Source organism: Marinobacter sp. (genome assembly GCF_048266785.1).
In the GTDB taxonomy this organism is placed as follows: Bacteria; Pseudomonadota; Gammaproteobacteria; order Pseudomonadales; family Oleiphilaceae; genus Marinobacter.
This window is the reverse complement of sequence record NZ_JBLWYX010000002.1, coordinates 219,078-245,712: the sequence shown is the minus strand read 5'-3', so window position 1 is coordinate 245,712 and position 26,635 is coordinate 219,078. Positions and strand designations below refer to the sequence as shown.

Here is a 26,635-nt window from a genome sequence, read left to right as displayed (position 1 = left end):
ACCATGACCGCAAGGTCCTTCGGCTGCAAGCAGATCAACCGCCCCCCTATTACCGCTGACATCGCGCGGCATCGCGGGCGTTTACCGTACTTCCCGGACCCGCCGGCCTCCCGCTGATCCAACTCCTGGCGCCAGCCATTATCGTCTCAAGGCGACTTATGCAGGGTGGCGCACCGGAGACTAGACTCAGACTCATATGCTATCCCCATTCATAACAAAAGAAATCCGCTAACGAGGCTGCGATGTCGCTACCGCTGGTTGTACTACTGCCGTTTCTGGGGGCCATAGCCGCCCCCCTGTTTGCCCAAGGCGGGCGAACGGCTATCGCAATAGCATCATCTGTCCCGGCACTGATTGCACTGGCGGCGCTGTTTCCACACTGGTCTGTTCTTTCGGCAGGCGGCACCGTTCTGCACAGCTACGAATGGCTGCCTGCTCTCGGGCTCTCTTTCAGTTTTCGTCTTGATGGCCTGGCACTGCTGTTCGCATTGCTGATACTGATCATCGGCCTCCTGATTATTCTTTATGCCCACTACTACCTGAAAGCCAATGAAAATGTAGCCAAGTTCTACTCCCTTCTCCTGTGCTTCAAAGGTTCGATGCTGGGCATCGTGCTCTCCGGCAACCTGCTTTTGATGCTCATTTTCTGGGAACTCACCAGCCTGACCTCGTTCCTGCTGATCAGTTTCTGGACTCACAAACAGGATGCAAGGCGCGGCGCCCGGATGGCACTGGCCGTAACCGGGGGCGGTGGCCTGGCTCTGATGGCCGGCATTCTTCTCATCGGCAATATTGTTGGCAGCTTTGAGCTGGACGATGTGCTCGCCGCCGGCGACCAGATCAAAGCACACGCGCTGTATCCGGTTGCACTGGCCCTGATTTTGCTCGGCGCCTTTACAAAGTCCGCCCAGTTCCCGTTTCATTTCTGGCTACCCCATGCCATGCAGGCACCCACGCCGATCTCTGCTTACCTGCACTCTGCCACCATGGTAAAAGCGGGCATATTTCTGATGGCGCGTCTTTATCCGGCTCTGGCAGGAACCGAGCAATGGTTTTACATGGTCAGTTTCACCGGCATGGCCACCCTGTTACTGGGCGCCTATATCGCCATGTTCAAGCATGATCTTAAAGGACTACTTGCGTATTCAACCGTAAGCCACCTGGGCCTGATCACCCTGCTGCTTGGTATGGGTACACAACTGGCCACCATCGCTGCACTATTCCACGTGATCAACCACGCCACCTTCAAGGCATCACTGTTCATGGCCGCCGGTATCATTGACCATGAAACCGGCACTCGCGATATGCGCCGGATCAACGGGCTCTGGCGCTACATGCCCCATACAGCCACCCTTGCGATGGTTGCCGCAGCATCCATGGCAGGTGTTCCGCTGCTCAACGGCTTTCTCAGTAAGGAAATGTTCTTTGCCGAGTCCCTGCAGCTCAATCTGCCTGGCCTCTGGGCCTGGGTTCCTCCGATTATTGCAACCCTGGCGGGCATCTTTGCGGTTGCCTACTCAGCCCGCTTCATTCACGATGTTTTCTTTAACGGAAAACCTGTGGATCTGCCCATATACCCGCCTCACGAACCACCACGATACATGAAATTTCCGGTGGAGATTCTGGTGTTCGCATGCATCATGGTGGGCGTGTTCCCGGCCATTTCCGTAGGGCCGCTATTATTCTCTGCGGCATCTGCCACCCTCGGCGGTGATGTACCCGACTATCAGTTGGCCGTTCTCCATGGCTTTAACTTGCCTTTGCTGATGAGCTTTTTGGCCTTCTTTGGTGGCCTGCTGATGTACAGCCAGCGCCAACGCTTTTTCGACTTCCATGCCCGTTTCGGGGAAGTTGACGGGAAGGCTGTATTTGAAGCCGTGGTTTCAGAGTTCGTAAACCTGGCTCACCGTTTCACCGGGTGGATCGAAAATGGTTCTCTCCAGCGCTATGCCATGCTTCTCGTAATCAGCGTGATTGCAGTAGCCGCATTGCCGCTTGCACAGAGTGGGTTCTATATTGGTGAGAACGGGCTGAGCCCAGTGGACTGGCCCACGGCGATTGCCGCAGGCATGCTGATTGTCTCTACGCTGGCGACAGCGCTCTGGCACCGGGAGCGTTTTTACGCGCTGGTGCTCCTGAGTGTTGTTGGCCTGATTGTGGCGCTGACGTTCGCCCGTTTCTCTGCACCGGATCTGGCCATGACTCAGCTCTCGGTGGAAGTGGTCACCATTGTTCTGTTGATGCTGGCGCTCTATTACATGCCTTCCTGGACACCCCTCGAGAGCTCAAAAATGCAGCGTGCCCGCGACATTCTGATCGCCTTGACTGCAGGTGTCGGGATGACCCTGGTGACCCTGGCCATGCTGACTCAGCCATTCAGCTCCATTTCTGAGTTTTTCCTGGAAAACAGCAAGCCGGGCGGTGGCGGAACCAACGTGGTTAACGTGATTCTGGTCGATTTCCGTGGTTTCGATACCTTAGGCGAGATTACCGTGCTGGCCATTGCAGCGCTTGGCATTTACGCCATGCTGAAAAACACCGCACTCACGCCACCGCCGGGAGACGGCCTGGGCCATACCTGGACCCGGGATCATTACCCACTGATGCTAAGGCAGATTGCCCGGCCCATGCTGCCCCTGGCGCTCATGGTGTCTGCGTATATTTTTCTGCGCGGGCACAATCTGCCCGGGGGTGGTTTTATTGCTGGCCTGATTACCTCGGTGGCACTGATCCTTCAGTACATCGCCAGCGGCATGATCTGGACACAGGATCGTATTCCATTCCGTTACCACAACGTTATTGGTCTCGGTTTGCTGTTTGCGACCATTGCCGGTGCCGGAAGCCTGGCCTTCGGCTACCCCTTCCTGACATCCGCATTTGGGTATATCAACTGGCCTGTGGTGGGGAAATTCGAGGTTGCCTCGGCGCTGGTGTTTGATCTGGGCGTTTACTTGGCGGTGATTGGTGCGACCTTGCTGGCACTGGTCAGCATTGGCCGGCTGTCGCCTCATTCAGCCATCAAGAGCAAAAAGGAGGGCGTGTAATGGAACTGCTATTTGCACTGGTTATCGGTGCCCTGACGGCATCCGGCGTATATCTGCTGCTACGCGCCCGCACCTTCCCTGTCATTATGGGGCTGACACTGCTTTCCTATGGCGTAAACCTTTTCCTGTTTGCAACCGGGCGCCTCGCGACCGGCCAGCAACCTGTCATTGGAACCGCTTCAAATTATTCTGACCCTTTACCCCAGGCATTGGTGCTCACCGCGATCGTTATCGGTTTTGCCATGACCGCGTTTCTGGTTGTACTGGCTCTGCGCAACCTTGCAGACAACGAAAACGATCATGTGGATGGCCAGCGTGAAAAACCTTCACCACCATCGAAACACGAACAGGAGGTAAGCAGTAAATGACTCACTGGCTTATCGCTCCAATTCTGATTCCGCTGCTCGGTGGCATTCTGCAGGTATTCATGGGCTACGCCCCGATCAGCCTGCGCCGAACCTTGGCAATTGCCACCACTGTGCTGATGTTGGTGTCCGCGGTTGTTCTAATGATGCTTGCCAGCGATGACAGCTATCGCATTTATGCGTTTGGCAACTGGCAACCTCCCTTCGGGATCGTTCTGGTTCTCGACCGGCTGGCGGCGCTGATGCTGTTGCTGACAGCGGTTCTCGGCCTGTTTTGCCACATCTACGCCAGTGGCGGAGCAGACGAGGGGAACCGGCAGTTCCATGCACTGTTCCTGTTCCAACTGATGGGTCTGAACATTGCCTTCCTGACCGGCGATCTGTTCAACCTGTTCGTTGCCTTTGAGATTCTGCTTATTGCCTCTTACGGGTTGCTCATGCACGGCGGCGGCACCACACGCACGGTGCCCGGGCTTCACTACGTCGTTTTGAACCTGGCGGGTTCAGCCCTGTTCCTGATCAGCGTCGGCATGATTTACAGCGTTACCGGCACCCTGAACATGGCAGACCTTGCAGTGAAAATTCCGCAGGTTACCGGCAGCAACCTGAACCTCGTGAAGGCAGGCGGCATGATGTTGCTTGTGGTTTTTGGCTTGAAGGCCGCGATTCTGCCCCTGTGTTTCTGGCTGCCCAAAGCCTACGCCAGGGCAACTGCGCCCGTTGCTGCATTGTTTGCGATTATGACCAAGGTGGGCATTTACGCCATTGTACGAATCTACCCGTTGATCTTCGGGGAAGGTGCCGGAGAGCTTGCAAATCTGGGTATGGACTGGCTCTTCCCGCTGGCCCTGATAACCCTCAGCATGGGTGTTATAGGGGCACTTGGCGCCGACACCCTGAAAACCCTGGTGGCCTGGCAGGTTATTATTTCTGTAGGAACCCTGCTTGCGCCCATCGCACTCGGTTCTGTGGCTGGTCTGTCGGCCGCTCTGTTCTATCTGGTCAGCACTACCTGGACAGTAGCCGCTTTGTTTCTGGTTTCCGAACTGGTCGCAAACCAGAGAGGTCTGGCCTCTGACAACATCGTCACGGCGCCAAAAATGCGCCACCGGACTTTCCTGAGCGTGTTATTTCTTATCGGCGCTGTGGCCGCTGCCGGTTTACCGCCCCTGAGCGGCTTTTTCGGCAAGCTGCTGATTCTCCAGTCGGTTGAGCCTGGTGTCGAAATGGCATGGCTATGGGGTGTTCTGCTGGTTGGCAGTTTTCTTACGCTTATTGCCTACAGCCGCGCCGGAAGTATCGTTTTCTGGTGGAACGTGGATGGCCACCTGGAAACGCCGGAGCCCTTGAACAACCGGGTTTCGATCTCCACTGGCATTCTGACCTGCCTCACCATGCTAATCGTGGTTCTGGCTGGGCCTGTGAGTGACTACACCCGTGCCACGGCTGAGCAGTTGTACGATAATCAGGGCTATATCAATATTCTTCAGACGCCTGTGCATATTCCGCAGAATCCTTTGGTCGGGGAGATAAACTGATGTTTGACCGCCTGAGTTTTCCTCAACCCTGGCTCAGCCTTATTCTGTTCACCACATGGCAGATACTCAGCGACGGCGTATCCGGTGGCAGTGTCGTCCTCGGGTTTATCCTGGCCTGGCTGATCCCTCAGATGACTCACCGGTTCTGGCCCGAGCGCCCCGTCTTTGTAAAAACCTGGCGTATGCCCGCCTACATCCTGCGGGTGCTGGGGGATATTGTCGCAGCCAGTTTTTCTGTGGCCTGGCTGATCCTCAGCCCACGCAAGCCTCGGCCGGCTTTTGTCAGTTACCCGCTAAAGCTTGAACACCCGCTGGCAATATCCATTCTGGCCAGCACCATTTCACTCACTCCCGGAACTGTCAGCGCCGATATAAGCGATGACAACACGACTCTGCTGATCCATGCGCTGGATGCCACCAGTGATCAGGAGGTTATTGATACTATTCATAACCGCTACGAAAAGCCGTTGATGGAGATGTTCCAATGATCACGATTGCCTTGAACCTCACCATTGTCATGGTGACGCTGGCAGCGCTACTCAACGTATACCGTTTAATAAAAGGTCCGGACGAACCTGACCGGGTTCTGGCGATTGATACCCTCTATATCAACGCCATTGCCCTGATCATTCTGCTCGGCATTACGCTGGGAACGCGCATGTACCTGGAGTCAGCCCTGTTGATTGCGGTTATGGGGTTTGTCAGCACGGTAGCCATGGCCAAGTATCTGAAGCGGGGTAGCGTCATTGAATAACAATCCGGCACAACCGATCAGCTATTATCTGCCTATGTCTGGAGGAGACAACTCATGAGCCCATTCGCAGAGTACGCCATCTCAGCCCTGTTGTTGTTTGGTGGTGCTTTTACGTTGGTTGGCGCCATTGGCCTTGCCCGGCTACCGGACTTTTACACCCGGCTGCACGGGCCAACCAAAGCAACCACCGTCGGCGTCGGTGCCATCATGCTGAGCTCCGTTATCTATTTCAGCGCCATGGGCGAGGATATCGACATTTCCGAAATCCTGATCACGGTCTTCTTGCTGATGACCGCACCGGTGAGTGCCAACATGCTGGCCAAAGCGGCCATGCACATCGGTGTGAAAACCGTGGAAAGCACTGAAGGCAATCCGTGGGAACAGTAACCCCACCGTGGAACAAGGTTTCTCGGGTGCCAACGGAATAGTGATGCAAGCTTCCGGCTTCACTCAGTTTATGTCAGATTCAGCCAACTTCTCAGACAAAACCAACAACCGGGAAAGAGGATTACAGACATGGTAAAGACACAAATTTTACCGGCGGCGAAAAATGCCCACCAATACCCTCTGCTGATCAAACAGCTGCTGCTTTCAGGGCCAAGGTATTCTCCGGACCAGGAAATCGTATACGCCAACCGCAGCAAGTACACTTACACCGATCTGGTAGAACGCATTCACCGCCTTGCCAACGCCCTCTCCGATGCTGGCGTGAAGCCAGGCGATACGGTCGCGGTAATGGACTGGGATACGCCCCGCTATCTGGAATGTTTTTTCGCGATCCCCATGATGGGTGCCGTGCTGCACACCATAAACGTGCGTTTGTCACCGGATCAGATTGTTTACACCATGAACCACGCCGAAGACGACGTTGTGCTGGTGCACGACGACTTCCTGCCCGTTCTTGAAGCCGCTCGTGACGACATCAAAACGGTCAAAATCTATATCCAACTCAGTGATGAGAAAACGGCAAAAGATACGCGGCTTGATACCCTTGGCGAGTACGAAACACTCCTGGCCAATTCCGCCGCAGAGTTCGACTTCCCGGATTTCGACGAGAACAGCGTCGCAACGACCTTCTACACCTCGGGTACCACCGGCAACCCGAAAGGCGTGTTCTTCAGCCATCGCCAACTGGTGCTCCATACACTGGCAATGACCGGATCGCTTTCCGCCTACGATGAAATGCCACTACTGCGCTCATCGTCGGTGTACATGCCGGTGACACCCATGTTCCACGTTCACGCCTGGGGTGTTCCTTACGCGGCCACCATGATGGGCATCAAACAGGTTTACCCTGGCCGCTATGAGCCCGAATTACTGGTTGATCTGATCAAGGAGCACAAGGTGTCTTTCTCACACTGTGTTCCAACCATCATGCAGATGCTGATGGGCACAGAGTCCATCAAGACAGCAGATCTGAGCAACTGGCACGTACTGATTGGTGGCAGCGCGATGACCAAAGGCCTGTGCGATGCAGCCGCCAAACTGGGCATCCGCATGTACACCGGCTATGGCATGTCAGAGACCTGCCCTTTGCTCAGCGCAACCCATCTGAAGCCCGAAGATCTGGAGCTGTCGCTTGAGCAGCAAACCGCCAAACGGATCAAAACCGGCATTGCAGTCCCTATGGTAGAGCTGGAGATTGTTGACCCTTCCGGCAACCCAGTAGCTCATGACGGCGAAGCCAAAGGTGAGGTGGTTGCTCGAGCCCCTTGGCTCACCCAGAGTTATTTCAAAGAACCCGCCAAAGGTGAAGAGCTTTGGGAAGGCGGCTGGTTGCACACGGGGGATGTTGCCTCCATTGAGCCAAATAACACGCTCACCATCAAGGACCGCATCAAGGACGTGATTAAAACAGGCGGCGAGTGGCTCTCATCCCTGGATCTGGAAAACCTGATCAGCCAGCACCCGGCTGTAGAAGGCACTGCTGTTGTAGGCATTCCGGACGAAAAGTGGGGAGAGAGGCCCTATGCTCTCATCACATTGAGGCCAGGCGCGAAGGCAACGCTGGAAGATATACAGAGCCACCTGCAGAAACATGTTGATAGCGGAGAGATCAACAAGTGGGCGATCCCCAGCGAGATTGACTTTGTTGAAGACATCCCGAAAACAAGCGTCGGGAAGATCAACAAAAAGCTGATCCGTGACCAGTTGCAGTAAACCGATTTGATACCGCAATGGCCCGCCAGGTTTCCCTGCGGGCCATTTTTGTTTTTCACCGTATAATCCCCTGCCTCAAACCTTTCTCAACTCACTGCTACAAAAGAGCCTGACTATCGTGATGTCGAAACTCCGACAGAAGAGAGGCTTGAGGCAATCCGCACAGGCGACAAGATGCTTTACGTCAGGAAAAAGCGCTAAACACGGATATTTCAGCCACCGGAGCGCTTTACCACCCAGCCCTGCTGCTCCATGAGTGGCACAAGCAGATCCCGCTGGTCACCCTGGATTTCAACAACGCCCTCTTTCACCGTGCCACCAGTGCCGCATTTTGCTTTCAGTACTTTGGCGTAGGCTTTGAGCTCTTTCTCATCCATGGGGATGCCGGTAATCAGAGTAACGCCTTTTCCTTTGCGCCCCTTTGTCTCGCGGCTTACCCGCACAACGCCATCACCTTCCGGGCGTTGAGCCTGGCTGCAGGTGCAGTCAGAAACCGGGTTGCGGCATTCGGGGCACATTCGCCCCTGCTCCGTTGAAAACACTAAACCGCCTGTCGATCGCTTCGCCATTTATCCTCCGTATGCAGGGACTCTGGAGCTATGTTCCCAAACGAGCCCCGGTTATTTCAATCGGGATCAGGAGGATACTTGGTGAACATATCCGCAACCACTTCGTCAATCAGCTTGCTGCGGGTTTCGGGAGACTGGTTTTCGTTGAGGTAGCGACGGCTGGCGGCGCGCCAGACAACTTCTTCAGTGCTCTTGTCTACCAGCTCAACCACCAGCTTTCCTTCTTTCACTTCCCGCACAGGAGGCGGTGCCGAGAGCCCCCAGCCAAAGTTACCTATACCATAGCCAAAGCCAAGACCCACACCCGAATGCTCGAGACGATCCTCTTCCACAATCTGCCAGTTCACCAGAATGTCTGCTTCCGGCTCCGGTACCTTGCGCAATGCCTTACGATTCAGCTCACGCTCAACCGCGTTTTGAACACGATTTCCATCCAGTGAAACAAACGAGGAATTGCCGGCACCGGGCGCAAAGGCCCAGGACGAATAGTCGCCGAAAACCACCGCGGAGTTGTAATCAGTCACCACGTTACTGGCACACCCGGTCATTGCCAGTGCCACCAGCGCTGCCATCAGAAGACGAGCCATTGCCTACTCCTTAATTTCCTGGAATCCTGATACCAGTATACGCACAAGACACTTATCCGATGCGTTTTTGCCCGCTCATGTTTCAAAACTGTAATCCAGTTTATGAGCATCACAAAAGGCCGTGAACGTTTCCGCTTGATCGTCCGGAACGAGAACTCGGGCGGTTACCGAATTGCCATAGTCGATTGATTCCAGCTCAGCCGCATTAACATCACACCAGTGTCGCAGCGGTTGCTCATCGGCAAAACCCATCTTAACGTTTGCGGGACAAACCGGTTTGTGGAAAATCCTGCCCACTTCTGACAACACACTTTCAGCCGCGCCAGCGTATGCCCTCACAAGCCCTCCGGCGCCCAGTTTGATGCCACCGAAATAACGGATCACCATGACCAGAACGTCGCCCATATCCTTGTGCTGAATCACATTGAGAATTGGTTTGCCTGCAGTACCGGAAGGCTCGCCATCATCGTTCATGGCGGCTTCCGCTGCAGAGCCGGGGCGTCCGATCTGGTAAGCCCAACAGATATGACGTGCATCGGGATGATCCTGACGTGCCTTTTCAAGCCAGCCTTTTACCTCATCCCGGGTACTCACCGGCGCAACCCGGGCAATGAAACGGCTTTTTTTCACACCGGTTTCACGCTCTAGGTAACCGGCAGGTACCGGGTAATCTTTTTTCATGAACAGGCCTGTGTTTTCATTAATCGGCCGCAAATACCGGTAACCGGGCTACGATCTGTAAACCTCCGCGTTCGCTATTGTTTGCGGTGATCTCACCGTCATGGGCCAGAATAATGTCTTTGGCGATCGCCAGCCCTAATCCCCACCCTTCGCCTCCCCGGGACTTGTCACCCCGGAAAAAAGGCTCAAAGAGATGGCCGAGGATTTCATCTGCGACACCTGGGCCTTCATCTTCGATCATCAGGTTTATCCAACCCGCAGACACCGTAAGCGCAACATGAACCACCTTGCCCGGAGGGGTATAATCCAGCGCATTTTGCAGAATATTATCAAACGCCCGTTGTAACAGGCCGGCATCGCCCAGCACAGACACGCCAGCGCTCTCGGGCATTGATACCAGTTTACAATCCACACTGCGGTGCTCTGCATACTCTGCCGAATCCCGTAACACGTGATTCAACACATCCACGGGCCGCACTGGCTTTCGCGCTATATCACCACCCTGCTCGGTCACCCGGTATAACGTCAGGATCTGCCCTGTCATGGTGTCGAGGCGCTCATTCTGGCGGAGAATACTGGCCATCAGCTCGCCCTCTACGCCGCCTTCGCTGGCCAGCTCAATGGCTACGCGCTGACGCGCCAGCGGCGTTCGCAAATCGTGGGATATGTCCCGCAACAGATGTTTCTGCCGCTCCAACAGAGTACAAAGCTGATCCGTCATCGCGTTAAACGCCGTCGCCAGTTGTCCCACCTCGTCCCGCCGGGCCGCTATGCGCTCATCAACCCGCAATTCTGTATTACCACCCGCGATGGCCTGTGCGGTAGTTTCCATATGCCTCATGGGGCGCGACACAAAACGCGCAATTAACCAACAAGCCAAAGTGATCAGAACAAATGCCAGCCCCATTTCCATAAACCGGAAAACCGGGGGTTCCAGCCAGCCTTCCCCGTGCATTTTGGGCCAGGCAACCAGACGGTACCCCTCACCGACATCAACAATGGCGGGCTTTTGCCGATACCACCCGGATTTGATCCGAGAGCGGATGGCCGCAGGCAAGCGGTTGTCATCATCGGAACCAATCATCATCAGGTGCAGCCCCAGCTCGTCACCCTGTGACTTCAGGAACCTGTAAGCATCTCGGCGCCCTCGGGTATCAAGGATGGAGGCCACCTCAAATCCAAGATCCCGTAACTCAAGCTGGCGCTCGATGCCAGCGCGTTCGCGATCCAGTAAGAAGCTGGAGGCCAGGCCGCTCACGATCATTGCTGCTGCCATAGCCAGCCAGATCAGCAGGAAAATCCGCCAGAAAAGCGGCACTATCAGCCGGCGCGTCATACCGGCACCCGATAGCTGTAACCGAGACCACGTACTGTCTCAATCCTTGGCGTGTCCTCGTTGCCCAGCTTCTTGCGAAGATTACTAATATGCATGTCCAATGTGCGATCAAAGGCTTCCAGGCGGCGACCCAGCGCCCACTGCATCAGGTCTGTTTTGCGCACCACACTGCCAGCATGGGCCAGTAGCACCTGCAGAATTTCGTATTCGGTGGCTGTCAGTTCCAGCGGCTCGTCATTCTGGTAAATACGACGGCGAACCAACTCAATCCGCAGGTCGCCATAGTGCCGTGCCTCCTCTACTTCCGCCTTCTGATCCCAGGCCACCCGGCGCAATATCGCTTGAAGCCGAGCTGCCAGCTCACGGGGATTACAGGGTTTGGGAATATAATCATCCGCACCGACTTCAAGCCCCACAATGCGATCTGTTTCATCGCCCCGGGCGGTCAGCAATACGACGGGCAGGTGAGTTGCCGAGCGCAGTTCACGCAACACCTCAAGGCCATTGATATCAGGCAGCATAATGTCCAGCACGACAATATCGCAACGCTGCCCGAGCGCCAGCGCCAAGCCGTCCTTACCATTGGCAGCTTCGCGCACGGTGAACCCCTGGCCGCTTAAATAGCGGGCAAGCAGCTCGCGGAGCTCGTCATCGTCTTCTACCAGAAGGACTCTGTTCTGCATCGTTTCTCTCTAAACAGGGTTTGCGCTAACCGGATTTGCTCAATTGATGTGTGCAAAGCGTGTTCCCCGAAGTCTAACACGGGCCCCGGAACCTGCTGACTTTGGCGTGCGCTTCTTTGCAGAACCTTTACATAGCGTTGACGCTCGTTTACCAGGACGCCAAGTACCATAACGGTGAATCATGCTTCTGCCGCAACCGGCCAAGCAGCAACTTCACTGAAAGAGGAAATACCATGAGCAAACGTAAATCATCCATCATTGCCGCCGGCATCCTGGCCTCCGCCCTGTTTACAGCCAGTCCTGCTTTGATGGCAGGCAACTCTTCCGGCAACCATGGCGACGGCCAGCGCGGTAATCAGCGCGACATGGCTGAAATGTGCGACAACATGCGCGAAGGCAAAGGGCCCTTTAACAAAGCAGAACGCCAGGAAGAAATGGCCGAGCGACGGGAAGCCATGGCTGAGCGCCTGAAACTGAACGACGAACAGCGTGGAATCTGGAACGAGATGCACGAAGAAAAACGCGAGCAGCACGACAAGCGTATGGAAAACATGCAGGAAAAGATGAAAAAGCGCTGCGATCAGTTGAAGAAGTGATCACAAACCGGGTTTTGACGTAAGGTATCGGGAGCGATCAAGGAGTACGCCCCAGCCATGTCAAAACCCGCTATTCCAAACATAACACTTGAGGCCTGCCATTCCCTTTCCGATATCCCCCGGGAAACCTGGAAGCGGCTGGCAGGCACCGACAACCCGTTTTTACGTTACGAGTTTTTCGAAGCGCTGGAAAGCTCCCATTGCACCAGCGAGAATACCGGCTGGAAGCCCTGCCATCTTGTGTTCCGGACGGAAGGCGAGATTGCCGGTGTCGCGCCCGCCTACCTCAAGTCACACTCAATGGGCGAGTACGTATTTGACTGGGCCTGGGCGGACGCATACCGCCGCTACGACATGGAATACTACCCAAAACTCCTGATAGCTGTGCCTTTTACACCTTCCCAGGGGCCGCGGTTGCTGCTTGATCCGCAATTGCGAAATGCGCTCAATCCCCGCCAGATTCACAACCTTCTGGACACCCTCGTCGGCCACCTTGGCGCTCACTCGTGGCACCTTTTATTTCCCAGCGCAGAGGATCAGCAACTGCTCCAGCAAGATGAGCAGCTACATCGCATTGGCTGCCAGTTCCACTGGCACAACCAAGGCTACGGGTGCTTCGAGGACTTTCTGGGCCGACTCACCTCACGCAAGCGAAAATCCATTCGCAAGGAGCGCCGCCAGGTAGCTGAACAGGAGATTTCCTTCACCCGGTTCCATGGCCGGGATCTCCCCGATCACGTTCTTGCAGCTTTCTATGTGTTCTACCGGGCCACTTACCTGAAACGCGGGCAGCACCCCTACCTTTCCCGGCAGTTCTTTGAACAGATACGACAGACCATGCCCGAGCACCTGCATGTGATCATGGCCATAAAAGACGGAAAAATGATTGCCAGCGCATTGTTTCTGAGTGGAAAGAGCACACTTTACGGCCGTTACTGGGGCTGCCTTGAAGAATACAACCACCTGCACTTTGAAACCTGTTACTACCAGGGCATTGAGCTGGCGATTGATCTGGGCCTTCAAATCTTCGACGCGGGTGCGCAGGGCGAACACAAACTGGTGCGCGGCTTTGAGCCGGTGCTCACGCATTCATGGCACGGGATCGCCCACCCGGGATTTCATGACGCGATTGAAGTCTTCACACGGGAGGAGGCAGAACAGGTGATGGCTTACTACGAAGACGCCAAAACGGTGCTGCCGTTCCGGCAAAACGACGGAGCCTGAGAGGCTACCCTTCGGGCGCCGCCCTGCTCCGCATCCAAGTCAGCTGTCTTTGATACGGAAACCTATCTTCAGCGATACCTGATAGTGGCCAACCTTGCCATCAACAATGTGTCCACGGGTTTCAGTTACCTCGAACCATTCCATATTGCGGATGCTCTTCGCAGATTCCGCAAGGGCATTTTCAATCGCGCCCTCAATGCTTTTCTCTGACGAACCGACAATTTCAACCTTCTTGTACACGTGGTTATCGGACATAACAAAGCTCCTTGCACTCGGTGGCATTCAACCAAAGCCTATAAGACAAGCCGCTATCCGGCAAATCACAGAAGTCAAAATATTACATGGCAGGCTGCAGGTTGCTCGACTAAGCTTTTTTTACAAGTTTGCAGACAGTCGTTCGTGGAAGCCAGAAACATTGATATTGACGCTGCCGGCTTAGCTAATTCACCGACTTCTACATCATTTTATGTGCCAGTTCGTTCTCGAATTTCCAGCAATAGAATCACCATGACGAGAGCACCAGATGCCCGCCGATACTGATACTGCCGCCATTACCGATGATCAGACCTCAGAAATAGAAACCTATTTAACTGATATTGCGCAAGGTATCAGCCAACTACTCCCTGAGTCGGCTCAATCAAGCTGGCAACTTATTTTGCAGCACCCAATTTTGGGGGCTCTGCTAATTGCACTTGTGTCCTACATTATTGCCATTTCTTTCAGGTCATTATTGGCCAACCTTGTAGGCCGAATCACTGGCTTGACACGACCTTCGGTTGACAATGCTGTGATGAAAGATTTGCGCAAGCCCATTTTTAACATGATCTTTTTTTTGGGCTTATCGCTAGCGGTTGTTGTGGCTAACCTGCCTTTAGGTGGAATCACACTGATCAAAATATTCTTATCATTTATAACCGCCAGCTGGATGGGCGCTGTTATTAAAATCTCAACACTCGCGCTACAAGCACTGAGTCGGGAAAACCGTTTTCAACTGATTGATGCGCGCACTGTGCCACTGCTGGATCTGACCAGCAAACTGCTCAGCATCATGATAGGCAGCTATGTACTTTTGATAATCTGGGGGGTTAACCCGGTAGGCTGGCTAGCTTCAGCTGGTATCGTCGGCCTGGCCCTGGGGTTCGCTGCCAAAGATACGCTGGGCAATTTGTTTTCCGGATTTTTTATTGTTGCCGATGCACCTTATAAAATCGGAGATTACATCAATCTGGACTCTGGTGAGCGCGGTAAGGTTTGTGCAATTGGTTTACGCAGCACCCGCCTGTTAACCCGTGACGATGTTGAGATCACCATCCCCAACGGGGTCATTGCTAACGCTAAAATTATTAATGAAAGCGGTGGCCCAATGAGCCTGAGAATTCGCATCATAGTTGGCGTAGCTTACGGCTCTGACGCTGATCAGGTGGTTCGACTATTATTAAAAGCAGGAACAGAGCACAACGAAGTATGCAAACTACCAGAGCCCCGAGTCAGGTTACGTGGTTTTGGCGCCTCAAGCCTGGACTTCAATTTAATGTGCTGGATAACCAAACCGGAAGATCGCGGCCGGATTGCACATGAGCTGCATATGACCATCTACAGATTATTCAATGAGCATGGCGTGGAAATCCCTTACGCCAAGCGGGACTTGTATATCAAGCAATGGCCCAAGGACAACTCCCAAAAATAATAAATCAATGCAACCGGGTTTATCACTCAAAAGAAATATCGAACAAAGGCAGCCGCGAGGATACCTGCCGCAATGGCTGGCAGCGGCTTCTTGATGGCAAGCATGGTAACCGCAGTAACCATGAGGGCCGCGAGCGCGCCCGCATCACCGCCAAATGCCATGGGCACGATGATGGCGATGAGCACGGAGCTGGCCATCGTGTTGATAAAGCTCTCAATGCGGGGGTTTATCCGCACATAGGACATGATAAATACGCCCCCGAACCGGGTTACCAACGTAACCAGCGTCATGATCAGAATCAGCACCAGGACACCGGTTGTAGTGGTTTCAATGGTCATGCGGGCGCCTCCACATCCTCATCAACTGGCTTCTTTTCAATCCAGAAGAGGCCGACCAAGCCGCCTGCAACAGCCCCTGCCACTACATGCGTGTTAGCGGGCAGCCACTTCCATGCAGCGATCGACGCCACGGCCGCAACCGACCAGGCCACCAACACACGGGGGTTCTTCTTACCGCCCAGCGCCATCGCCAACAAAAAGCAGCCCAGCACCATATCCATCCCGAGACTTTTCGGGTTCTGTAAAAGCCCACCGAAATACACGCCTAACCAGGTGCCGACAATCCAGGCCAGCCAAAGCGCAAGCCCGCCGCCCAGAATCACCTCAAGGTTACGCCTGCCGCTTTGGTATTCCTGGGCCGACACAGCCCAGTTGGCATCCGTAAGCAGCAGCATAAGGCCGTAGCGTTTGGCGGGAGAAACATCCTTCAGCATGGGATAAAGCGAAGCGCCCATCAGCAGGTGCCTGGAATTAATAGCAAATACTACAACCATAACGGGAATAACCGAGACTTCAGCCCCCCACATATCAATTGCGGCAAACTGCGAGGCACCCGCAAACACCAAAGTACTCATCAGCAAAGATTCGAGAGGGCCCAGCCCCTTCTGCACAGCCGCAAGACCGAACGCGGCGCCAAATGCCACCACAAACAGAGAAATAGGAAACATCCGGATAAGTTCGGAACGAACCTTCGCGGGCTGGAACTGGTAGGAACGTGCAGTGTTTATCATCTACGCAAGCTAAGGAAGTTTTACGGAAACGCGTATAGGTACTTTCCGAAGGCAGGGACCTCAAGTGCAGCCGCGCCCGGTTATTGCTCGGAGGCCATGTCTGAGTCCTCCACCAGCCGCGCCCGAACACGAGGTAGATATTCCGGATATTGGCTCTGAACAAAGTCTACTAAGCCCTCACGCACAACACACCGAAGGTCCCAGGCCTGGCTGGAATCCGGGGCGCCCATCAGGAAGCGTATCTGTAAGGCCCGGTCGTTGGAGTCAGTAACCTGCACCGTCTCTGTCTTGCCGTCCCACTGAGGCGCTTGCCGGAGCAGGCGCGCAAACTCCTCGCGTAATGGCTCCACCGGTATGGCGTAGTCCAACCACAAAAAGACAGTGCCCAGCAGGTCCGCCGTATTTCGCGACCAGTTCTGAAACGGGTTCTCTATAAACCACTGCAATGGCACGATCAACCGCCGCAGATCCCAAACCCGCAACACCACATAGGTGGCGGTTACTTCCTCGACCCAGCACCACTCACCCTGAACATGGAGTACGTCGTCGATGCGGAACGGCTGAGTTAGCGCGATCTGCATGCCCGCCAGCAGGTTACCGAGCACCGGACGGGCCGCAAAACCCAGAACAATCCCACCAATGCCGGCAGAGGCCAGCAAACTCCCGCCGACATGGCGCACCCCATCAAAGGTCATCAGGGCTGTCCCCATCCCGACGATCACTATCAGGATGTTGAGGCCACGAACAAGAAAGCGGGTCTGTGTTTCAACTTTGCGAGCACGCTTCCATTGGCCTTCCAGTACCGGGTTGAGCGTGACTATTACCTCACCGATGGCCGAGGTGCAACGCACCGCCGCCCAGGTTAGCGACAGGATCAACAATAGCGTGGCGAGATGCTGGAGTTCCGACAGCAGGGGAAGATCTTCGGGTGCGGTTTCCAGAACCCCGTTCAGCACCAGCAAACACAAAACGACGCCCAGAGCGCGCGCGGCGGCATCGAGAAAGATACGGGGAACGGCCTTGGAGCGGGTAAATCGCCGCGTCAGTGCCAACGCAAGCCGATAGGCAGTGTAGGTTGCCAGCAGCGCCAGTAACGCCGATACCCCCGGCAACAGCCACGCCCTGAGGCCGGCCTCGATAGACTCCAACATCCTGTCCTCCCCCGGACAATGACTCCAAAACCCTCAAACTAGCGCATGACTGCGGGCAGTGGCAAAAGAAAGTGATGGCGGGGGGCATGCGGGGAACGGAAAAACCGGAAAACCATCCCTGGGGACCGTCTTCCGGCCTGAAGCTAACACCAATTGTGGCAAATCAGAACTTCACTCCAGCCCATAACCAGGCCTTGTCCGTATCAACACCAAAGTCATCGGCTGAGTAACTGGCAAACTTGGCACCCACACTGTAGTTCTCATCAAAGGCATAGGTCGCCTGAAGACCGAGTTCGCTGCCATAATCAACACTGTTCCTATCACTACTGAAGTCCCGATAGACCACTATCAGCTTGACCCCGTTGACCGAAGTCGCAACAGACGCATGGATATCCTGCAGACCGTCCACCGGGGTTACCAGGAACTGATCGGCCCAGCCGTTCATGGCGTGTAGCGTCGCCAGCGGTGTCTGGAAGAAGGCCTTGCCGTCATCGGAGCCCAGGGTCTCCATACCGGCCTTAAAGGTTACGCCCCAGGTCGCCAGCCCCGCTTCCAATAGCCAGTAGTCCACGTCAAAACTTTGGGAATTGTCCCCATAGTCGCTCTGGCGCGCATACTCAAGTGTGTAAAGGGCCTTGGCCCCGTCGGTAATGGCCGTTCCTCCATCGAAGCGCAGACCAAAGGTCTGAGTAGACAGCGACGGCAAATCGGTAAAGTCCAGCAGGTAGCCGTAACCCGTTACCGTGCCTGCGGCCAGCCCCTCATACCGGACATTAAGCACTGGAGCACGCATGCCAAAATTCCCCACCGGACTCGCATCAGAAAAGATTCGATTGGCGTTATACAAATAGCCGGCCGTTATCCGTGTATCCCTGAGCGAGGTGTTAATAGCGGTGAACCCGTCAAAGGTCTGCTCATTCTGGCGCCAACCAACGTTGCCTATAAAGCGATGGTTGTCCAGCGCAAGACGCTGACGGCCGTAGGTCAAGGTTGTATCCGCCAGACCGCGATAGCGCAGGTATACCTGGTTGACCTCGGTTTCTGTAGGGTCGGCCACCACCGAATGGTCAACGGTGCCATTGATAGTACTGTTGTAATTCTCATTACCTACTGCAGTAACGTTCTCAGCCTCCATGAATACCTCAAACCCCTGATACCGAGCAGTGCGGTAGCCCAGGCGTGTGCGGACGGTGGAAGCCTGGGCATTATCAAGTGGGTTGTCCTGGTCGACAAACTCGTAGCGATAACGGAGATCAGCCGACGGTATGCCAGAGGTCAGCGCATCGGTAAGGCTTTGCGACGCGACCGGAGTCGCCGTCGAGACCAATAATATGCCGAGCGGTAAAACCGGCAGCGACAGTTTCCGGGCACGCGAGCTGGAGAGCAGTGATCGTTTTTTCATCGGTATTGCACCTTGTGTGGTGGCTAGCGGGTTGCTGACAAACAGAATTGGATGAAGCTGTGCGAGTCTAGAGCGCATCAAATCGCACCAACCTTGACGAAAGTCAGTCCAGAGTTCTGACCATCCACAAATGGCATGCAACAGACAAAAATACCCATAAATATAACAACCTACCTCCATAGTGGTATGTGTTTCTTGGTATCACTCTCCTGTTCCCGGGCGTAGATTGCCCAATCCCGGGGTGAGCGCCCAGTCTCGCCGACGCCCAGGACCAACAGGTCAGCGAAGAGCGATCCCACATCTGCAATTGACCTCTCCGCCCAGAGCGATTAGTTTATATCCAGTCCGACCCCACAAGGGCAATCCCCTTGGGGAGACCCGGGCACCTGAAATCAAAACGCCGGCCACAAGCCGGGCGACAAAAACAACACCGCCACTGCCGCCGAGATCCGGCCAAGTGGAGAGGATTTCAAAATGTCTGTATCTGCACGCCTCCAGGATGTCTTGTGCGCTGCACAACCGCGCCCAACTGTTATGAATATCGCCTTTCATTTCCACAGGTTTGAGTCCATCAGCACCAGGGAAGAGGGGTAAACCGCATGAACGTATTCAGCCATCCCGAATTTGACAACCACGAACATTTATCCTTTTTCTGCGACCCCGAGACCGGGCTCAAAGCCATTGTTGCCATACACAACACTTCCCGCGGACCCGCTTTGGGTGGCTGCAGGATGTTCCCTTATACCAGCGATGAAGAAGCCTTACGCGACGTACTGCGCCTGTCACGGGGGATGACGTACAAATCCGCGCTTGCCAACCTGGATCTGGGCGGCGGCAAATCGGTCATTATCGGCGACCCTCGCAAGCAAAAGAGTGAAGTCTTGCTGGAAGCCATGGGCAAGCGTCTGGAAGGCCTTGGCGGCCAGTACATTGCGGCCGAAGATTCCGGCACCAGCGTGTCTGACCTGAAAGTCATGGGGCGGCATACCAAGCACGTTGCCGGCATTGTGGAACGTACCGCTTTTGACGGCCAGCCCAGCAACGGTGATCCCTCACCTACCACAGCCTATGGCACATTCGTCGGCCTGAAGGCTGCGGTGAAACACAAGCTTGGCCGCGACGACCTGACCGGTTTGAAGGTTGCTATCCAGGGTATTGGCAACGTGGGCTATCGCTTGGCACGCCACTTGAAAGAAGCCGGCGCAGAACTTTGGGTGTACGACATTCACCAGGAGAATATGCAGCGTGCGGTGGATGAGCTGGGCGCTCATGCCGCCTCGGCTGACGACATTCTGTTCCTGCCGGTAGATGTGGTCGCACCCTGCGCCATGGGTGCAGTGCTAAACGACGCCAGCATTCCCCGCCTGGACGCTACTGTCATTGCAGGCGCCGCCAACAATCTCCTGCAGCGCCCGGATCACGATCAGGCACTGAAAGACCGCGGCATTCTTTATGCTCCGGACTTCGCCATTAACGCCGGCGGCATCATCGACATCTTCTACGAGCGCACAGGGGCGTCCCCGGAAGCCGTGCGGGCCCATGTAGAGGGCATTGGCCAAACGCTTTCCGAGATCTTCACGCGCTCGGATCGCAGCGGCATGCCAACAGGCGCAGTTGCCAATATTCTTGCCGAAGAACGCTTCCGGAAACATTCCGGCGCAGCTGAGACAGCGCGCGAGCAGCGCATCAACGCGGGATAACGAACAGCATTTGGTTTACGGGGCTATGATCAATTCATGGCTTCCGCTCTTACAAACAAAAACAAGCATCTACAGGAGACAATCATGTCTGAATCGAACGCACCTGTTTCAGGAGCACTGGAAGGCTCGAATGCCAACCGGGGGCTCTGGTCCTCCCGCCTTGCTTTTATACTTGCGGCCACAGGTTCGGCTGTTGGATTGGGGAATATCTGGAAATTCCCTTACATTACCGGTGAAAACGGTGGTGGAGCCTTCGTACTGGTATACCTGCTGTGTATCGCTGCGATTGGTCTGCCCATCATGATGGCTGAGGTGCTCATTGGTCGCCGCGGCGGCCGCAGCCCGGTTAACAGCCTCAGAGCCATTACCGGGCACGACAAGCTGAACCCGGCCTGGCGCATGGTCGGCGCAGTCGGGGTGATCGCCGGCTTCCTGATTCTCTCATTCTACTCGGTGATCGGTGGCTGGGCTGTATCCTATGTAGGGACAGCCGCCAGTGGAGAGCTGACCGGCCAGTCTGCGGATGCCATTGGTGCCATCTTCTCTGACCTTCTGGCGGATCCGCTCACGCTGCTGATGTGGCATACCCTGTTTATGGCGCTGGTGATGCTAGTGGTAGCAAAAGGCGTTCGCGCGGGCCTTGAGCGGGCCGTCAGCATTCTTATGCCGGCCTTGTTCCTGCTTTTGCTCACCGTTGTCGGCTACGCCATGACCACCGGTGAGTTTGGCCGCGCTGTGACTTTCCTGTTCCAGCCAGACTTCTCCAAACTCACCACCTCCGGCATTCTGGTCGCCTTGGGCCACGCCTTCTTCACTCTGAGCCTCGGCATGGCGGTGATGATGGCTTACGGCTCCTACCTGCCTAAAGGTGTGTCCATCGCCAAAACCTCCATTGCCGTTTGCGTCATCGATACCGGTGTGGCTTTGCTGGCCGGCCTGGCCATTTTCCCGATTGTCTTCGCCAACGGCCTTGAGCCCGGCGCCGGCCCCGGCCTGATCTTTCAGACCCTGCCGCTAGCGTTTGGCCAGATGCCCATGGGGAGCCTGTTCGGAACCCTGTTCTTCCTGTTGCTGATATTTGCCGCCTGGACCTCCGGTATTTCGCTGCTGGAGCCCATTGTGGAATGGCTGGAGGAACAAAAAGGAATGACCCGCATCACCAGTACGTTAGGCGCAGGTTTCGTGTGCTGGGCGCTGGGCATTGCATCAATCCTTTCCCTGAACCTGTGGTCGGGTTTCGCGCCACTGGGGTGGATTGGCATGCTCGAAGGTAAAACGATCTTTGATCTGCTGGACTTCTTTACTGCCAACATCCTGTTGCCGCTGGGCGGCCTGCTGGTTGCCGTATTTGCCGGCTGGGTAATGTCACGCAAGGCGATGGAGGATGAACTGGCGCTGTCAGAGCCCATGTTCCGCCTCTGGTACATTACCGTACGTTTCATTACGCCGGTGGCCGTGGGTGCAGTATTTATCTACAATTTGTTCGGTTCTTGAGCTATGTCAAATTTGAAAACGAGGTGTAAAAACCGAGGAGTTCCGACGTAGACTTCAAATATGTTTGAGCTATATCGCAGTGTATGATGGGGCGTTGTTGATCTAAGGAGAGGCCCTATGACCACTCGCCCCGTCAAGGATCCATCGGCCCCCAAGTGGTTTGCACTTGGGGAGGACGAGGTTTTCAGGAATGTGGGCTCAGGCCTTGATGGCCTGAGCCCCACAGACGCAACAGAAAGGCTTAACCGCACCGGGCCGAACCGGCTACCCGAAGTTCAGCCCGACGGCCCGCTACGCCGATTCCTCAGACAATTCCGCAATGTCCTGATCTATGTACTGCTGGCCGCCGCAGCGGTAACAGCCGCGCTTGGGCATCTGGTCGATACCGGTGTGATCCTGGCCGTCGTGCTGGTCAACTCAGTGATCGGCTTCGTACAGGAAGGTCGTGCCGAGCAGGCTTTGTCGGCAATTCGCGACATGCTGGCTCCAGAAGCAGAAGTACTGCGTGACGGGCGCCGGGCGACGGTGCCAGCCGAGGAACTGGTACCGGGGGATATCGTACTTCTTGACGCCGGCGACAAGGTGCCCGCCGACCTTCGATTGGTTGCCGCCAAGGGCTTACGTATTCAGGAAGCGGTTCTGACAGGTGAATCCGTTCCGGTCGACAAGGTGACAGATCCTGTCGCCGCAGACGCACCCATTGGCGACCGACACTCGATGGCCTACAGCGGTACCCTGGTCGCCGCCGGCACCGGGCGTGGCGTTATTGTAGCGACAGGAGCCGAGACCGAAATCGGGCGAATCAGCGGGCTGCTGACCAGCGTCGAGACAACAACCACACCACTTCTCCTGCAGATGGAGGTCTTCGCCCGCCGCATTACCGGCGTCATCCTCGTACTGGCCGCGATGATCCTCGCCTTCGGGTACGGCGTGGCCGGCATGAGCTTTGGTGACGTCTTTGTCGCCGTGGTTGGCTTATCGGTTGCTGCGATCCCTGAGGGGCTGCCGGCAATTCTCACCGTAACACTCGCCATCGGCGTGCAGGCGATGGCACGGCGCAACGCGATCGTGCGCCGACTCCCCGCGATCGAGGCTTTAGGCTCTGTCTCGGTCATCTGTACAGACAAGACAGGCACGCTAACCCGCAACGAAATGACGGTGACCAGGGTCGCCACCGCAAGGCAAAGCTTTTCTGTAACCGGCACAGGGTATACACCCGATGGTTCCATTATGCTCGACTCCAAGGAGGTCGAATCAGGAACCCATCCGCTCCTGAGCGATCTTGCCCTTGGTGCCATGCTTTGCAACGATGCAGAACTGAAGCAAACGGAAGCTGGCTGGACCGTTCAAGGCGACCCAATGGAGGGCGCCCTGGTCGCCTTTGCCTGCAAAGCCGGCCTGGTGACAGGTGATACCCGCCCTGCCAATCCGCAAACTGACGCGATTCCCTTCGACGCCCAGCACCGGTTTATGGCGACACTGCATCATGATCACAACGGCCAGGCAACAATCCACGTGAAGGGAGCTCCCGAGCGTATCCTGGCCATGTGTACCCGCCAGCATGAGGACGAAGACGGGGCCACCCCCTTAGATGCCGAATACTGGCGGCGTGCTGCGTCGGAGATTGCAGCTGAAGGCCAGAGAGTTTTGGCCATCGCCACAAAGCACGCACCGGAAGGCGCTCAGACACTGTCCTTCAGTGAAGTGGAAAACGGGCTGACCATTCTGGGACTCGTCGGCCTGATAGATCCACCCCGTGAAGAAGCTATTACCGCCGTAGCCGAGTGCCAGGCAGCGAGCATCCGGGTCAAGATGATTACCGGCGATCATGGCGGCACCGCCCTGGCAATTTCTCGACAACTGGGGCTTGAGAATACCGAGGAAGTTCTGGAAGGTGCCCAGATTGACGGGCTGAGTGCCACAGAACTGCAAGAGAGCGCCGCGCGCATCGACGTGTTTGCGCGTACCAGCCCCGAGCACAAGCTGCGCCTGGTCGAAGCATTGCAGGCTGATGGACTCGTCGTGGCCATGACTGGCGACGGGGTTAACGACGCGCCGTCGCTAAAACGCGCTGATATCGGCATCGCTATGGGAAAAACCGGGACCGAAGCGGCCAAGGAAGCGGCCGAGATTGTGCTGGCCGACGACAATTTTGCCACCATTGCGGCCGCCGTTCGAGCCGGCCGAACTGTTTATGACAACCTGCGAAAAGCCGTCCTCTTTCTCCTGCCTGTCAATGGCGGTGAAGCGATGGCACTCATTGCAGCGCTTCTTCTGGGCCTGACGCTGCCCATCACGCCGGTGCAGATCCTGTGGGTTAATATGGTCAGCTCGGTTGTTCTGGCCATGGCCCTGGCCTTTGAAGGGGCGGAACCCGGCATCATGCAGCGCCCGCCTCGCCCTGCCTCAGAGGGTATTCTGTCGCGCTTCGTCCTATGGCGCGTGGCATTCGTGTCGATTCTCCTGTGCTCAGGCATTTTCGGGATGTTCATCTGGGCCCAACAGCAAGGCGCAAGCATCGAAGAAGCACGCACGATCGCAGTCAACACACTGGTGGTGATGGAGATCTTCTATCTTTTCTCTGTGCGCTTCCTCAATACCACCTCGCTGTCGCTCAAGGCCGCACTCGGAACGCGGCCGGTGCTTATCGCCATAACCGCAGTCACCACGTTACAGTTCCTGTTTACCTACGCTCCGTTTATGGAAGCCTTCTTCGATACCCGGCCTTTGAGCGTTCCCCAGGGCTTGGCTATCGTCGCCGTAGGGCCAGCACTGCTTGTGATTCTTGAAATAGAAAAACGTGTTCTGCGCCACAGGATGCACCGTCCCCGCACCCCAGGGCAGCCTTCAAAGACTGAAAGTAAAAGAGAGACATTGTGACCGAAGCGCTTCAGGGCTACATGTTCTACGAGTTCGCTGCGCTGCTGGTACTGGCCGCTGGTGTAGGCTTCATCGGACTTCTTCTGCGCCAACCATTGATTGTGAGCTTCATTGCGGTGGGCATAGTTGCCGGCCCCTCTGTGCTGGATATCGCCCGCTCGGATGAACAAATAGACCTCTTGGCCGAGTTGGGAATTGCGGTTCTGTTGTTCCTCGTCGGGCTCAAGCTGGATTTCAATCTGGTACGCACGCTGGGCCCTGTGGCACTGATTACGGGGTTGGGGCAAGTAATCTTCACAACGGTCTTCGGCTTCATCATCAGCCTATTACTTGGCCTCGATGCTCTATCGGCTATATACGTAGCCGTCGCTCTGACGTTTTCGTCGACCATCATCATCGTCAAACTGTTGTCTGATAAACGTGAGATCGACTCGCTCCATGGCCGCATCGCGCTTGGCTTTCTGATTGTGCAGGATGTCGTTGTTGTGGTTGCGATGATCGTATTGTCTGCTATCGGCGTGGGAGCCGGTGAAGATGCTGCGCTGACCGATGTCCTGGTCGTTCTTGGTTACGGCCTGGTCATGCTTTTCGCGGTGGCGCTATTCATCCGTTATGCTGCCAATCCGCTGGTCGACCGCCTGTCGCAGGCTCCGGAATTGCTGGTGTCATTTACCATCGCCTGGGCCGCACTGTTAGCGGCGATTGGCCACTATCTCGGCTTCGGGAAAGAACTCGGCGGGCTACTAGCGGGTGTTTCGCTGGCCTCCACGGCCTACCGTGAGGCGATTGCCGCACGCCTCACGTCGCTGAGGGACTTTCTGTTGCTATTTTTCTTTATCGCGCTCGGAGCTTCCCTGGATCTGTCAGTTCTGGGAGCCAGCGTAGGGCCGGCCATTGTCCTGTCGCTTTTCGTGCTGATCGGGAATCCGCTGATTGTGCTGATCATCATGGTCACGATGGGCTACCGCAAACGTACAGGCTTTCTTGCGGGCCTCACGGTGGCACAGATCAGCGAGTTCTCTCTCATTTTCATGGCGATGGGCGTGACTATCGGACATGTCAGCGACCAGGCGCTCGGCCTGGTAACACTCGTGGGCCTTATTACTATCGCCGCCTCAACCTACATGATCACCTATTCGCACCAGATATATGATCGAGTAGAGCCGCTTCTGAGAATTTTTGACCGACGCATGGCTGCGACGCCGCGCGAAGATGCTCCATCAAGCTCGCAGGGACACGATGTGATCCTGTTCGGGCTCGGGCGCTACGGCCTTGGTATTGCGGGCGTGCTGCGGGAGGCCGGACTGAGAGTGCTTGGCGTCGACTTCAGCCCCACGGCGGTTCGCCATGCCCGAATGGATGGATACGATGTTATTTTCGGCGATGCAACGGACCCGGAGTTTCTTGCACACCTGCCGCTTGGTGCGGCCAAATGGCTAGTGCTGGCAGTGCCCGAACATGAAACCGGGCTGACCCATGACGACCCGCGCCGTGCGCTGCTCAGGTCGGTGCAGGACCTTGGCTATCATGGCAAGGTCGCCGTTGCCGCACACAGTGAGAAGACGGCGGCAGCGCTTGCGCGCGCCAAGGCAGACATTGTGCTAATGCCCTACCGCGATGCGGCCATTGCTGCAGCGCGTATGATCCTGAATGGAGAAGCCGTAGCGGACACGCCTATGAAAGACCCGACCGGCCAAAAAGAATTCATTGAATGA

Annotated in this window: 24 protein-coding genes; 14 read left to right on the top strand and 10 right to left on the bottom strand. The window is 55.8% G+C overall.

Annotation, left to right across the window (positions count from 1 at the left end):
* Positions 1 to 242 precede the first annotated feature (242 nt).
* The 7 genes from ACN0V1_RS04655 to ACN0V1_RS04625 all read left to right on the top strand — a co-directional run bounded on the left by ACN0V1_RS04655 (position 243) and on the right by ACN0V1_RS04625 (position 7,861).
* Positions 243 to 3,044, top strand: coding sequence for a monovalent cation/H+ antiporter subunit A (locus tag ACN0V1_RS04655; RefSeq protein ID WP_417543874.1), 2,802 nt, complete (start codon positions 243 to 245; stop codon positions 3,042 to 3,044).
* Positions 3,044 to 3,412, top strand: coding sequence for a Na+/H+ antiporter subunit C (locus tag ACN0V1_RS04650; RefSeq protein ID WP_417543873.1), 369 nt, complete (start codon positions 3,044 to 3,046; stop codon positions 3,410 to 3,412). Before ACN0V1_RS04655 ends, ACN0V1_RS04650 begins: the two co-directional genes overlap by 1 nt.
* Positions 3,409 to 4,947 (top strand): monovalent cation/H+ antiporter subunit D, encoded by a 1,539-nt coding sequence (locus ACN0V1_RS04645; RefSeq protein ID WP_417543872.1) that lies wholly within the window; start codon positions 3,409 to 3,411, stop codon positions 4,945 to 4,947. The genes ACN0V1_RS04650 and ACN0V1_RS04645 overlap by 4 nt, the downstream gene beginning before the upstream one ends.
* Positions 4,947 to 5,435 carry a Na+/H+ antiporter subunit E gene (locus ACN0V1_RS04640; protein ID WP_417543871.1) on the top strand — a complete coding sequence of 163 codons (489 nt, stop codon included), beginning with the start codon at positions 4,947 to 4,949 and terminating at the stop codon, positions 5,433 to 5,435. Before ACN0V1_RS04645 ends, ACN0V1_RS04640 begins: the two co-directional genes overlap by 1 nt.
* The gene (locus ACN0V1_RS04635) at positions 5,432 to 5,701 is read left to right on the top strand and encodes a K+/H+ antiporter subunit F (RefSeq protein ID WP_417543870.1); all 270 of its coding nucleotides are present in this window, start codon (positions 5,432 to 5,434) and stop codon (positions 5,699 to 5,701) included. The genes ACN0V1_RS04640 and ACN0V1_RS04635 overlap by 4 nt, the downstream gene beginning before the upstream one ends.
* 54 nt (positions 5,702 to 5,755) lie before the next feature.
* Complete coding sequence (locus ACN0V1_RS04630) at positions 5,756 to 6,088, top strand: Na+/H+ antiporter subunit G (RefSeq protein WP_417543869.1); 333 nt, start codon at positions 5,756 to 5,758, stop codon at positions 6,086 to 6,088.
* Between the two features lie 129 nt (positions 6,089 to 6,217).
* Positions 6,218 to 7,861 (top strand): fatty acid--CoA ligase, encoded by a 1,644-nt coding sequence (locus ACN0V1_RS04625; protein WP_417543868.1) that lies wholly within the window; start codon positions 6,218 to 6,220, stop codon positions 7,859 to 7,861.
* Positions 7,862 to 8,073: 212 nt separating this feature from the next.
* On the opposite strand, the gene ACN0V1_RS04620 is transcribed toward ACN0V1_RS04625, so the two are convergent.
* The 5 genes from ACN0V1_RS04620 to ACN0V1_RS04600 all read right to left on the bottom strand — a co-directional run bounded on the left by ACN0V1_RS04620 (position 8,074) and on the right by ACN0V1_RS04600 (position 11,717).
* Positions 8,074 to 8,430 carry a translation initiation factor Sui1 gene (locus tag ACN0V1_RS04620; RefSeq protein ID WP_417543867.1) on the bottom strand — a complete coding sequence of 119 codons (357 nt, stop codon included), beginning with the start codon at positions 8,428 to 8,430 and terminating at the stop codon, positions 8,074 to 8,076.
* A 56-nt stretch (positions 8,431 to 8,486) separates the two neighbouring features.
* Positions 8,487 to 9,017 carry a DUF4136 domain-containing protein gene (locus ACN0V1_RS04615; protein WP_417543866.1) on the bottom strand — a complete coding sequence of 177 codons (531 nt, stop codon included), beginning with the start codon at positions 9,015 to 9,017 and terminating at the stop codon, positions 8,487 to 8,489.
* A gap of 75 nt (positions 9,018 to 9,092) precedes the next feature.
* A complete protein-coding gene (locus ACN0V1_RS04610; RefSeq protein ID WP_417543865.1) occupies positions 9,093 to 9,698 on the bottom strand; it encodes a YigZ family protein in 606 nt (201 codons plus the stop codon).
* Positions 9,699 to 9,717: 19 nt separating this feature from the next.
* Positions 9,718 to 11,034, bottom strand: coding sequence for a sensor histidine kinase (locus ACN0V1_RS04605; protein ID WP_417543864.1), 1,317 nt, complete (start codon positions 11,032 to 11,034; stop codon positions 9,718 to 9,720).
* Positions 11,031 to 11,717: a response regulator transcription factor gene (locus ACN0V1_RS04600; protein ID WP_417543863.1), complete on the bottom strand. Its 687-nt coding sequence runs from the start codon at positions 11,715 to 11,717 to the stop codon at positions 11,031 to 11,033. Before ACN0V1_RS04600 ends, ACN0V1_RS04605 begins: the two co-directional genes overlap by 4 nt.
* 233 nt (positions 11,718 to 11,950) lie before the next feature.
* Here ACN0V1_RS04600 and ACN0V1_RS04595 point away from each other — a divergent pair, with 233 nt between their 5' ends.
* Positions 11,951 to 12,313 carry a hypothetical protein gene (locus ACN0V1_RS04595; protein WP_417543862.1) on the top strand — a complete coding sequence of 121 codons (363 nt, stop codon included), beginning with the start codon at positions 11,951 to 11,953 and terminating at the stop codon, positions 12,311 to 12,313.
* Between the two features lie 57 nt (positions 12,314 to 12,370).
* Positions 12,371 to 13,537: a GNAT family N-acetyltransferase gene (locus ACN0V1_RS04590; RefSeq protein WP_417543861.1), complete on the top strand. Its 1,167-nt coding sequence runs from the start codon at positions 12,371 to 12,373 to the stop codon at positions 13,535 to 13,537.
* Positions 13,538 to 13,576: 39 nt separating this feature from the next.
* On the opposite strand, the gene ACN0V1_RS04585 is transcribed toward ACN0V1_RS04590, so the two are convergent.
* Positions 13,577 to 13,792, bottom strand: a complete 216-nt coding sequence (locus ACN0V1_RS04585) for a dodecin (RefSeq protein WP_417543860.1) — start codon at positions 13,790 to 13,792, stop codon at positions 13,577 to 13,579.
* A 268-nt stretch (positions 13,793 to 14,060) separates the two neighbouring features.
* Between ACN0V1_RS04585 and ACN0V1_RS04580 the strand changes: the two genes are divergently transcribed.
* Positions 14,061 to 15,224 carry a mechanosensitive ion channel family protein gene (locus tag ACN0V1_RS04580; protein ID WP_417543859.1) on the top strand — a complete coding sequence of 388 codons (1,164 nt, stop codon included), beginning with the start codon at positions 14,061 to 14,063 and terminating at the stop codon, positions 15,222 to 15,224.
* Positions 15,225 to 15,250: 26 nt separating this feature from the next.
* Here ACN0V1_RS04580 and ACN0V1_RS04575 read toward each other — a convergent pair whose 3' ends face one another.
* From ACN0V1_RS04575 to ACN0V1_RS04560, 4 genes are all read right to left on the bottom strand, one after another.
* The gene (locus tag ACN0V1_RS04575) at positions 15,251 to 15,562 is read right to left on the bottom strand and encodes an AzlD family protein (protein ID WP_417543858.1); all 312 of its coding nucleotides are present in this window, start codon (positions 15,560 to 15,562) and stop codon (positions 15,251 to 15,253) included.
* On the bottom strand, positions 15,559 to 16,293 hold the full coding sequence (locus ACN0V1_RS04570) for an AzlC family ABC transporter permease (protein WP_417543857.1): 735 nt from the start codon (positions 16,291 to 16,293) through the stop codon (positions 15,559 to 15,561). Before ACN0V1_RS04570 ends, ACN0V1_RS04575 begins: the two co-directional genes overlap by 4 nt.
* A gap of 80 nt (positions 16,294 to 16,373) precedes the next feature.
* Positions 16,374 to 17,444, bottom strand: coding sequence for a mechanosensitive ion channel family protein (locus tag ACN0V1_RS04565; protein WP_417543856.1), 1,071 nt, complete (start codon positions 17,442 to 17,444; stop codon positions 16,374 to 16,376).
* Between the two features lie 163 nt (positions 17,445 to 17,607).
* A complete protein-coding gene (locus tag ACN0V1_RS04560; RefSeq protein WP_417543855.1) occupies positions 17,608 to 18,846 on the bottom strand; it encodes an alginate export family protein in 1,239 nt (412 codons plus the stop codon).
* A gap of 599 nt (positions 18,847 to 19,445) precedes the next feature.
* Here ACN0V1_RS04560 and ACN0V1_RS04555 point away from each other — a divergent pair.
* The 4 genes from ACN0V1_RS04555 (at position 19,446) to ACN0V1_RS04540 (ending at position 26,635) form a co-directional block, all read left to right on the top strand.
* A complete protein-coding gene (locus ACN0V1_RS04555; protein ID WP_417543854.1) occupies positions 19,446 to 20,546 on the top strand; it encodes a Leu/Phe/Val dehydrogenase in 1,101 nt (366 codons plus the stop codon).
* 84 nt (positions 20,547 to 20,630) lie between these two features.
* Positions 20,631 to 22,040: a sodium-dependent transporter gene (locus tag ACN0V1_RS04550; protein ID WP_417543853.1), complete on the top strand. Its 1,410-nt coding sequence runs from the start codon at positions 20,631 to 20,633 to the stop codon at positions 22,038 to 22,040.
* A 117-nt stretch (positions 22,041 to 22,157) separates the two neighbouring features.
* The gene (locus ACN0V1_RS04545; protein WP_417543852.1) at positions 22,158 to 24,920 is read left to right on the top strand and encodes a cation-transporting P-type ATPase; all 2,763 of its coding nucleotides are present in this window, start codon (positions 22,158 to 22,160) and stop codon (positions 24,918 to 24,920) included.
* A complete protein-coding gene (locus tag ACN0V1_RS04540) occupies positions 24,917 to 26,635 on the top strand; it encodes a cation:proton antiporter (RefSeq protein ID WP_417543851.1) in 1,719 nt (572 codons plus the stop codon). The genes ACN0V1_RS04545 and ACN0V1_RS04540 overlap by 4 nt, the downstream gene beginning before the upstream one ends.

Bases quoted from the DNA above. Each gene is read 5' to 3' on its own strand.
- ACN0V1_RS04655 (WP_417543874.1), top strand. From the start codon at position 243: ATGTCGCTACCGCTGGTTGTACTACTGCCGTTTCTGGGGGCCATAGCC.
- ACN0V1_RS04650 (WP_417543873.1), top strand. From the start codon at position 3,044: ATGGAACTGCTATTTGCACTGGTTATCGGTGCCCTGACGGCATCCGGC.
- ACN0V1_RS04645 (WP_417543872.1), top strand. From the start codon at position 3,409: ATGACTCACTGGCTTATCGCTCCAATTCTGATTCCGCTGCTCGGTGGC.
- ACN0V1_RS04640 (WP_417543871.1), top strand. From the start codon at position 4,947: ATGTTTGACCGCCTGAGTTTTCCTCAACCCTGGCTCAGCCTTATTCTG.
- ACN0V1_RS04635 (WP_417543870.1), top strand. From the start codon at position 5,432: ATGATCACGATTGCCTTGAACCTCACCATTGTCATGGTGACGCTGGCA.
- ACN0V1_RS04630 (WP_417543869.1), top strand. From the start codon at position 5,756: ATGAGCCCATTCGCAGAGTACGCCATCTCAGCCCTGTTGTTGTTTGGT.
- ACN0V1_RS04625 (WP_417543868.1), top strand. From the start codon at position 6,218: ATGGTAAAGACACAAATTTTACCGGCGGCGAAAAATGCCCACCAATAC.
- ACN0V1_RS04620 (WP_417543867.1), bottom strand. From the start codon at position 8,430: ATGGCGAAGCGATCGACAGGCGGTTTAGTGTTTTCAACGGAGCAGGGG.
- ACN0V1_RS04615 (WP_417543866.1), bottom strand. From the start codon at position 9,017: ATGGCTCGTCTTCTGATGGCAGCGCTGGTGGCACTGGCAATGACCGGG.
- ACN0V1_RS04610 (WP_417543865.1), bottom strand. From the start codon at position 9,698: ATGAAAAAAGATTACCCGGTACCTGCCGGTTACCTAGAGCGTGAAACC.
- ACN0V1_RS04605 (WP_417543864.1), bottom strand. From the start codon at position 11,034: ATGACGCGCCGGCTGATAGTGCCGCTTTTCTGGCGGATTTTCCTGCTG.
- ACN0V1_RS04600 (WP_417543863.1), bottom strand. From the start codon at position 11,717: ATGCAGAACAGAGTCCTTCTGGTAGAAGACGATGACGAGCTCCGCGAG.
- ACN0V1_RS04595 (WP_417543862.1), top strand. From the start codon at position 11,951: ATGAGCAAACGTAAATCATCCATCATTGCCGCCGGCATCCTGGCCTCC.
- ACN0V1_RS04590 (WP_417543861.1), top strand. From the start codon at position 12,371: ATGTCAAAACCCGCTATTCCAAACATAACACTTGAGGCCTGCCATTCC.
- ACN0V1_RS04585 (WP_417543860.1), bottom strand. From the start codon at position 13,792: ATGTCCGATAACCACGTGTACAAGAAGGTTGAAATTGTCGGTTCGTCA.
- ACN0V1_RS04580 (WP_417543859.1), top strand. From the start codon at position 14,061: ATGCCCGCCGATACTGATACTGCCGCCATTACCGATGATCAGACCTCA.
- ACN0V1_RS04575 (WP_417543858.1), bottom strand. From the start codon at position 15,562: ATGACCATTGAAACCACTACAACCGGTGTCCTGGTGCTGATTCTGATC.
- ACN0V1_RS04570 (WP_417543857.1), bottom strand. From the start codon at position 16,293: ATGATAAACACTGCACGTTCCTACCAGTTCCAGCCCGCGAAGGTTCGT.
- ACN0V1_RS04565 (WP_417543856.1), bottom strand. From the start codon at position 17,444: ATGTTGGAGTCTATCGAGGCCGGCCTCAGGGCGTGGCTGTTGCCGGGG.
- ACN0V1_RS04560 (WP_417543855.1), bottom strand. From the start codon at position 18,846: ATGAAAAAACGATCACTGCTCTCCAGCTCGCGTGCCCGGAAACTGTCG.
- ACN0V1_RS04555 (WP_417543854.1), top strand. From the start codon at position 19,446: ATGAACGTATTCAGCCATCCCGAATTTGACAACCACGAACATTTATCC.
- ACN0V1_RS04550 (WP_417543853.1), top strand. From the start codon at position 20,631: ATGTCTGAATCGAACGCACCTGTTTCAGGAGCACTGGAAGGCTCGAAT.
- ACN0V1_RS04545 (WP_417543852.1), top strand. From the start codon at position 22,158: ATGACCACTCGCCCCGTCAAGGATCCATCGGCCCCCAAGTGGTTTGCA.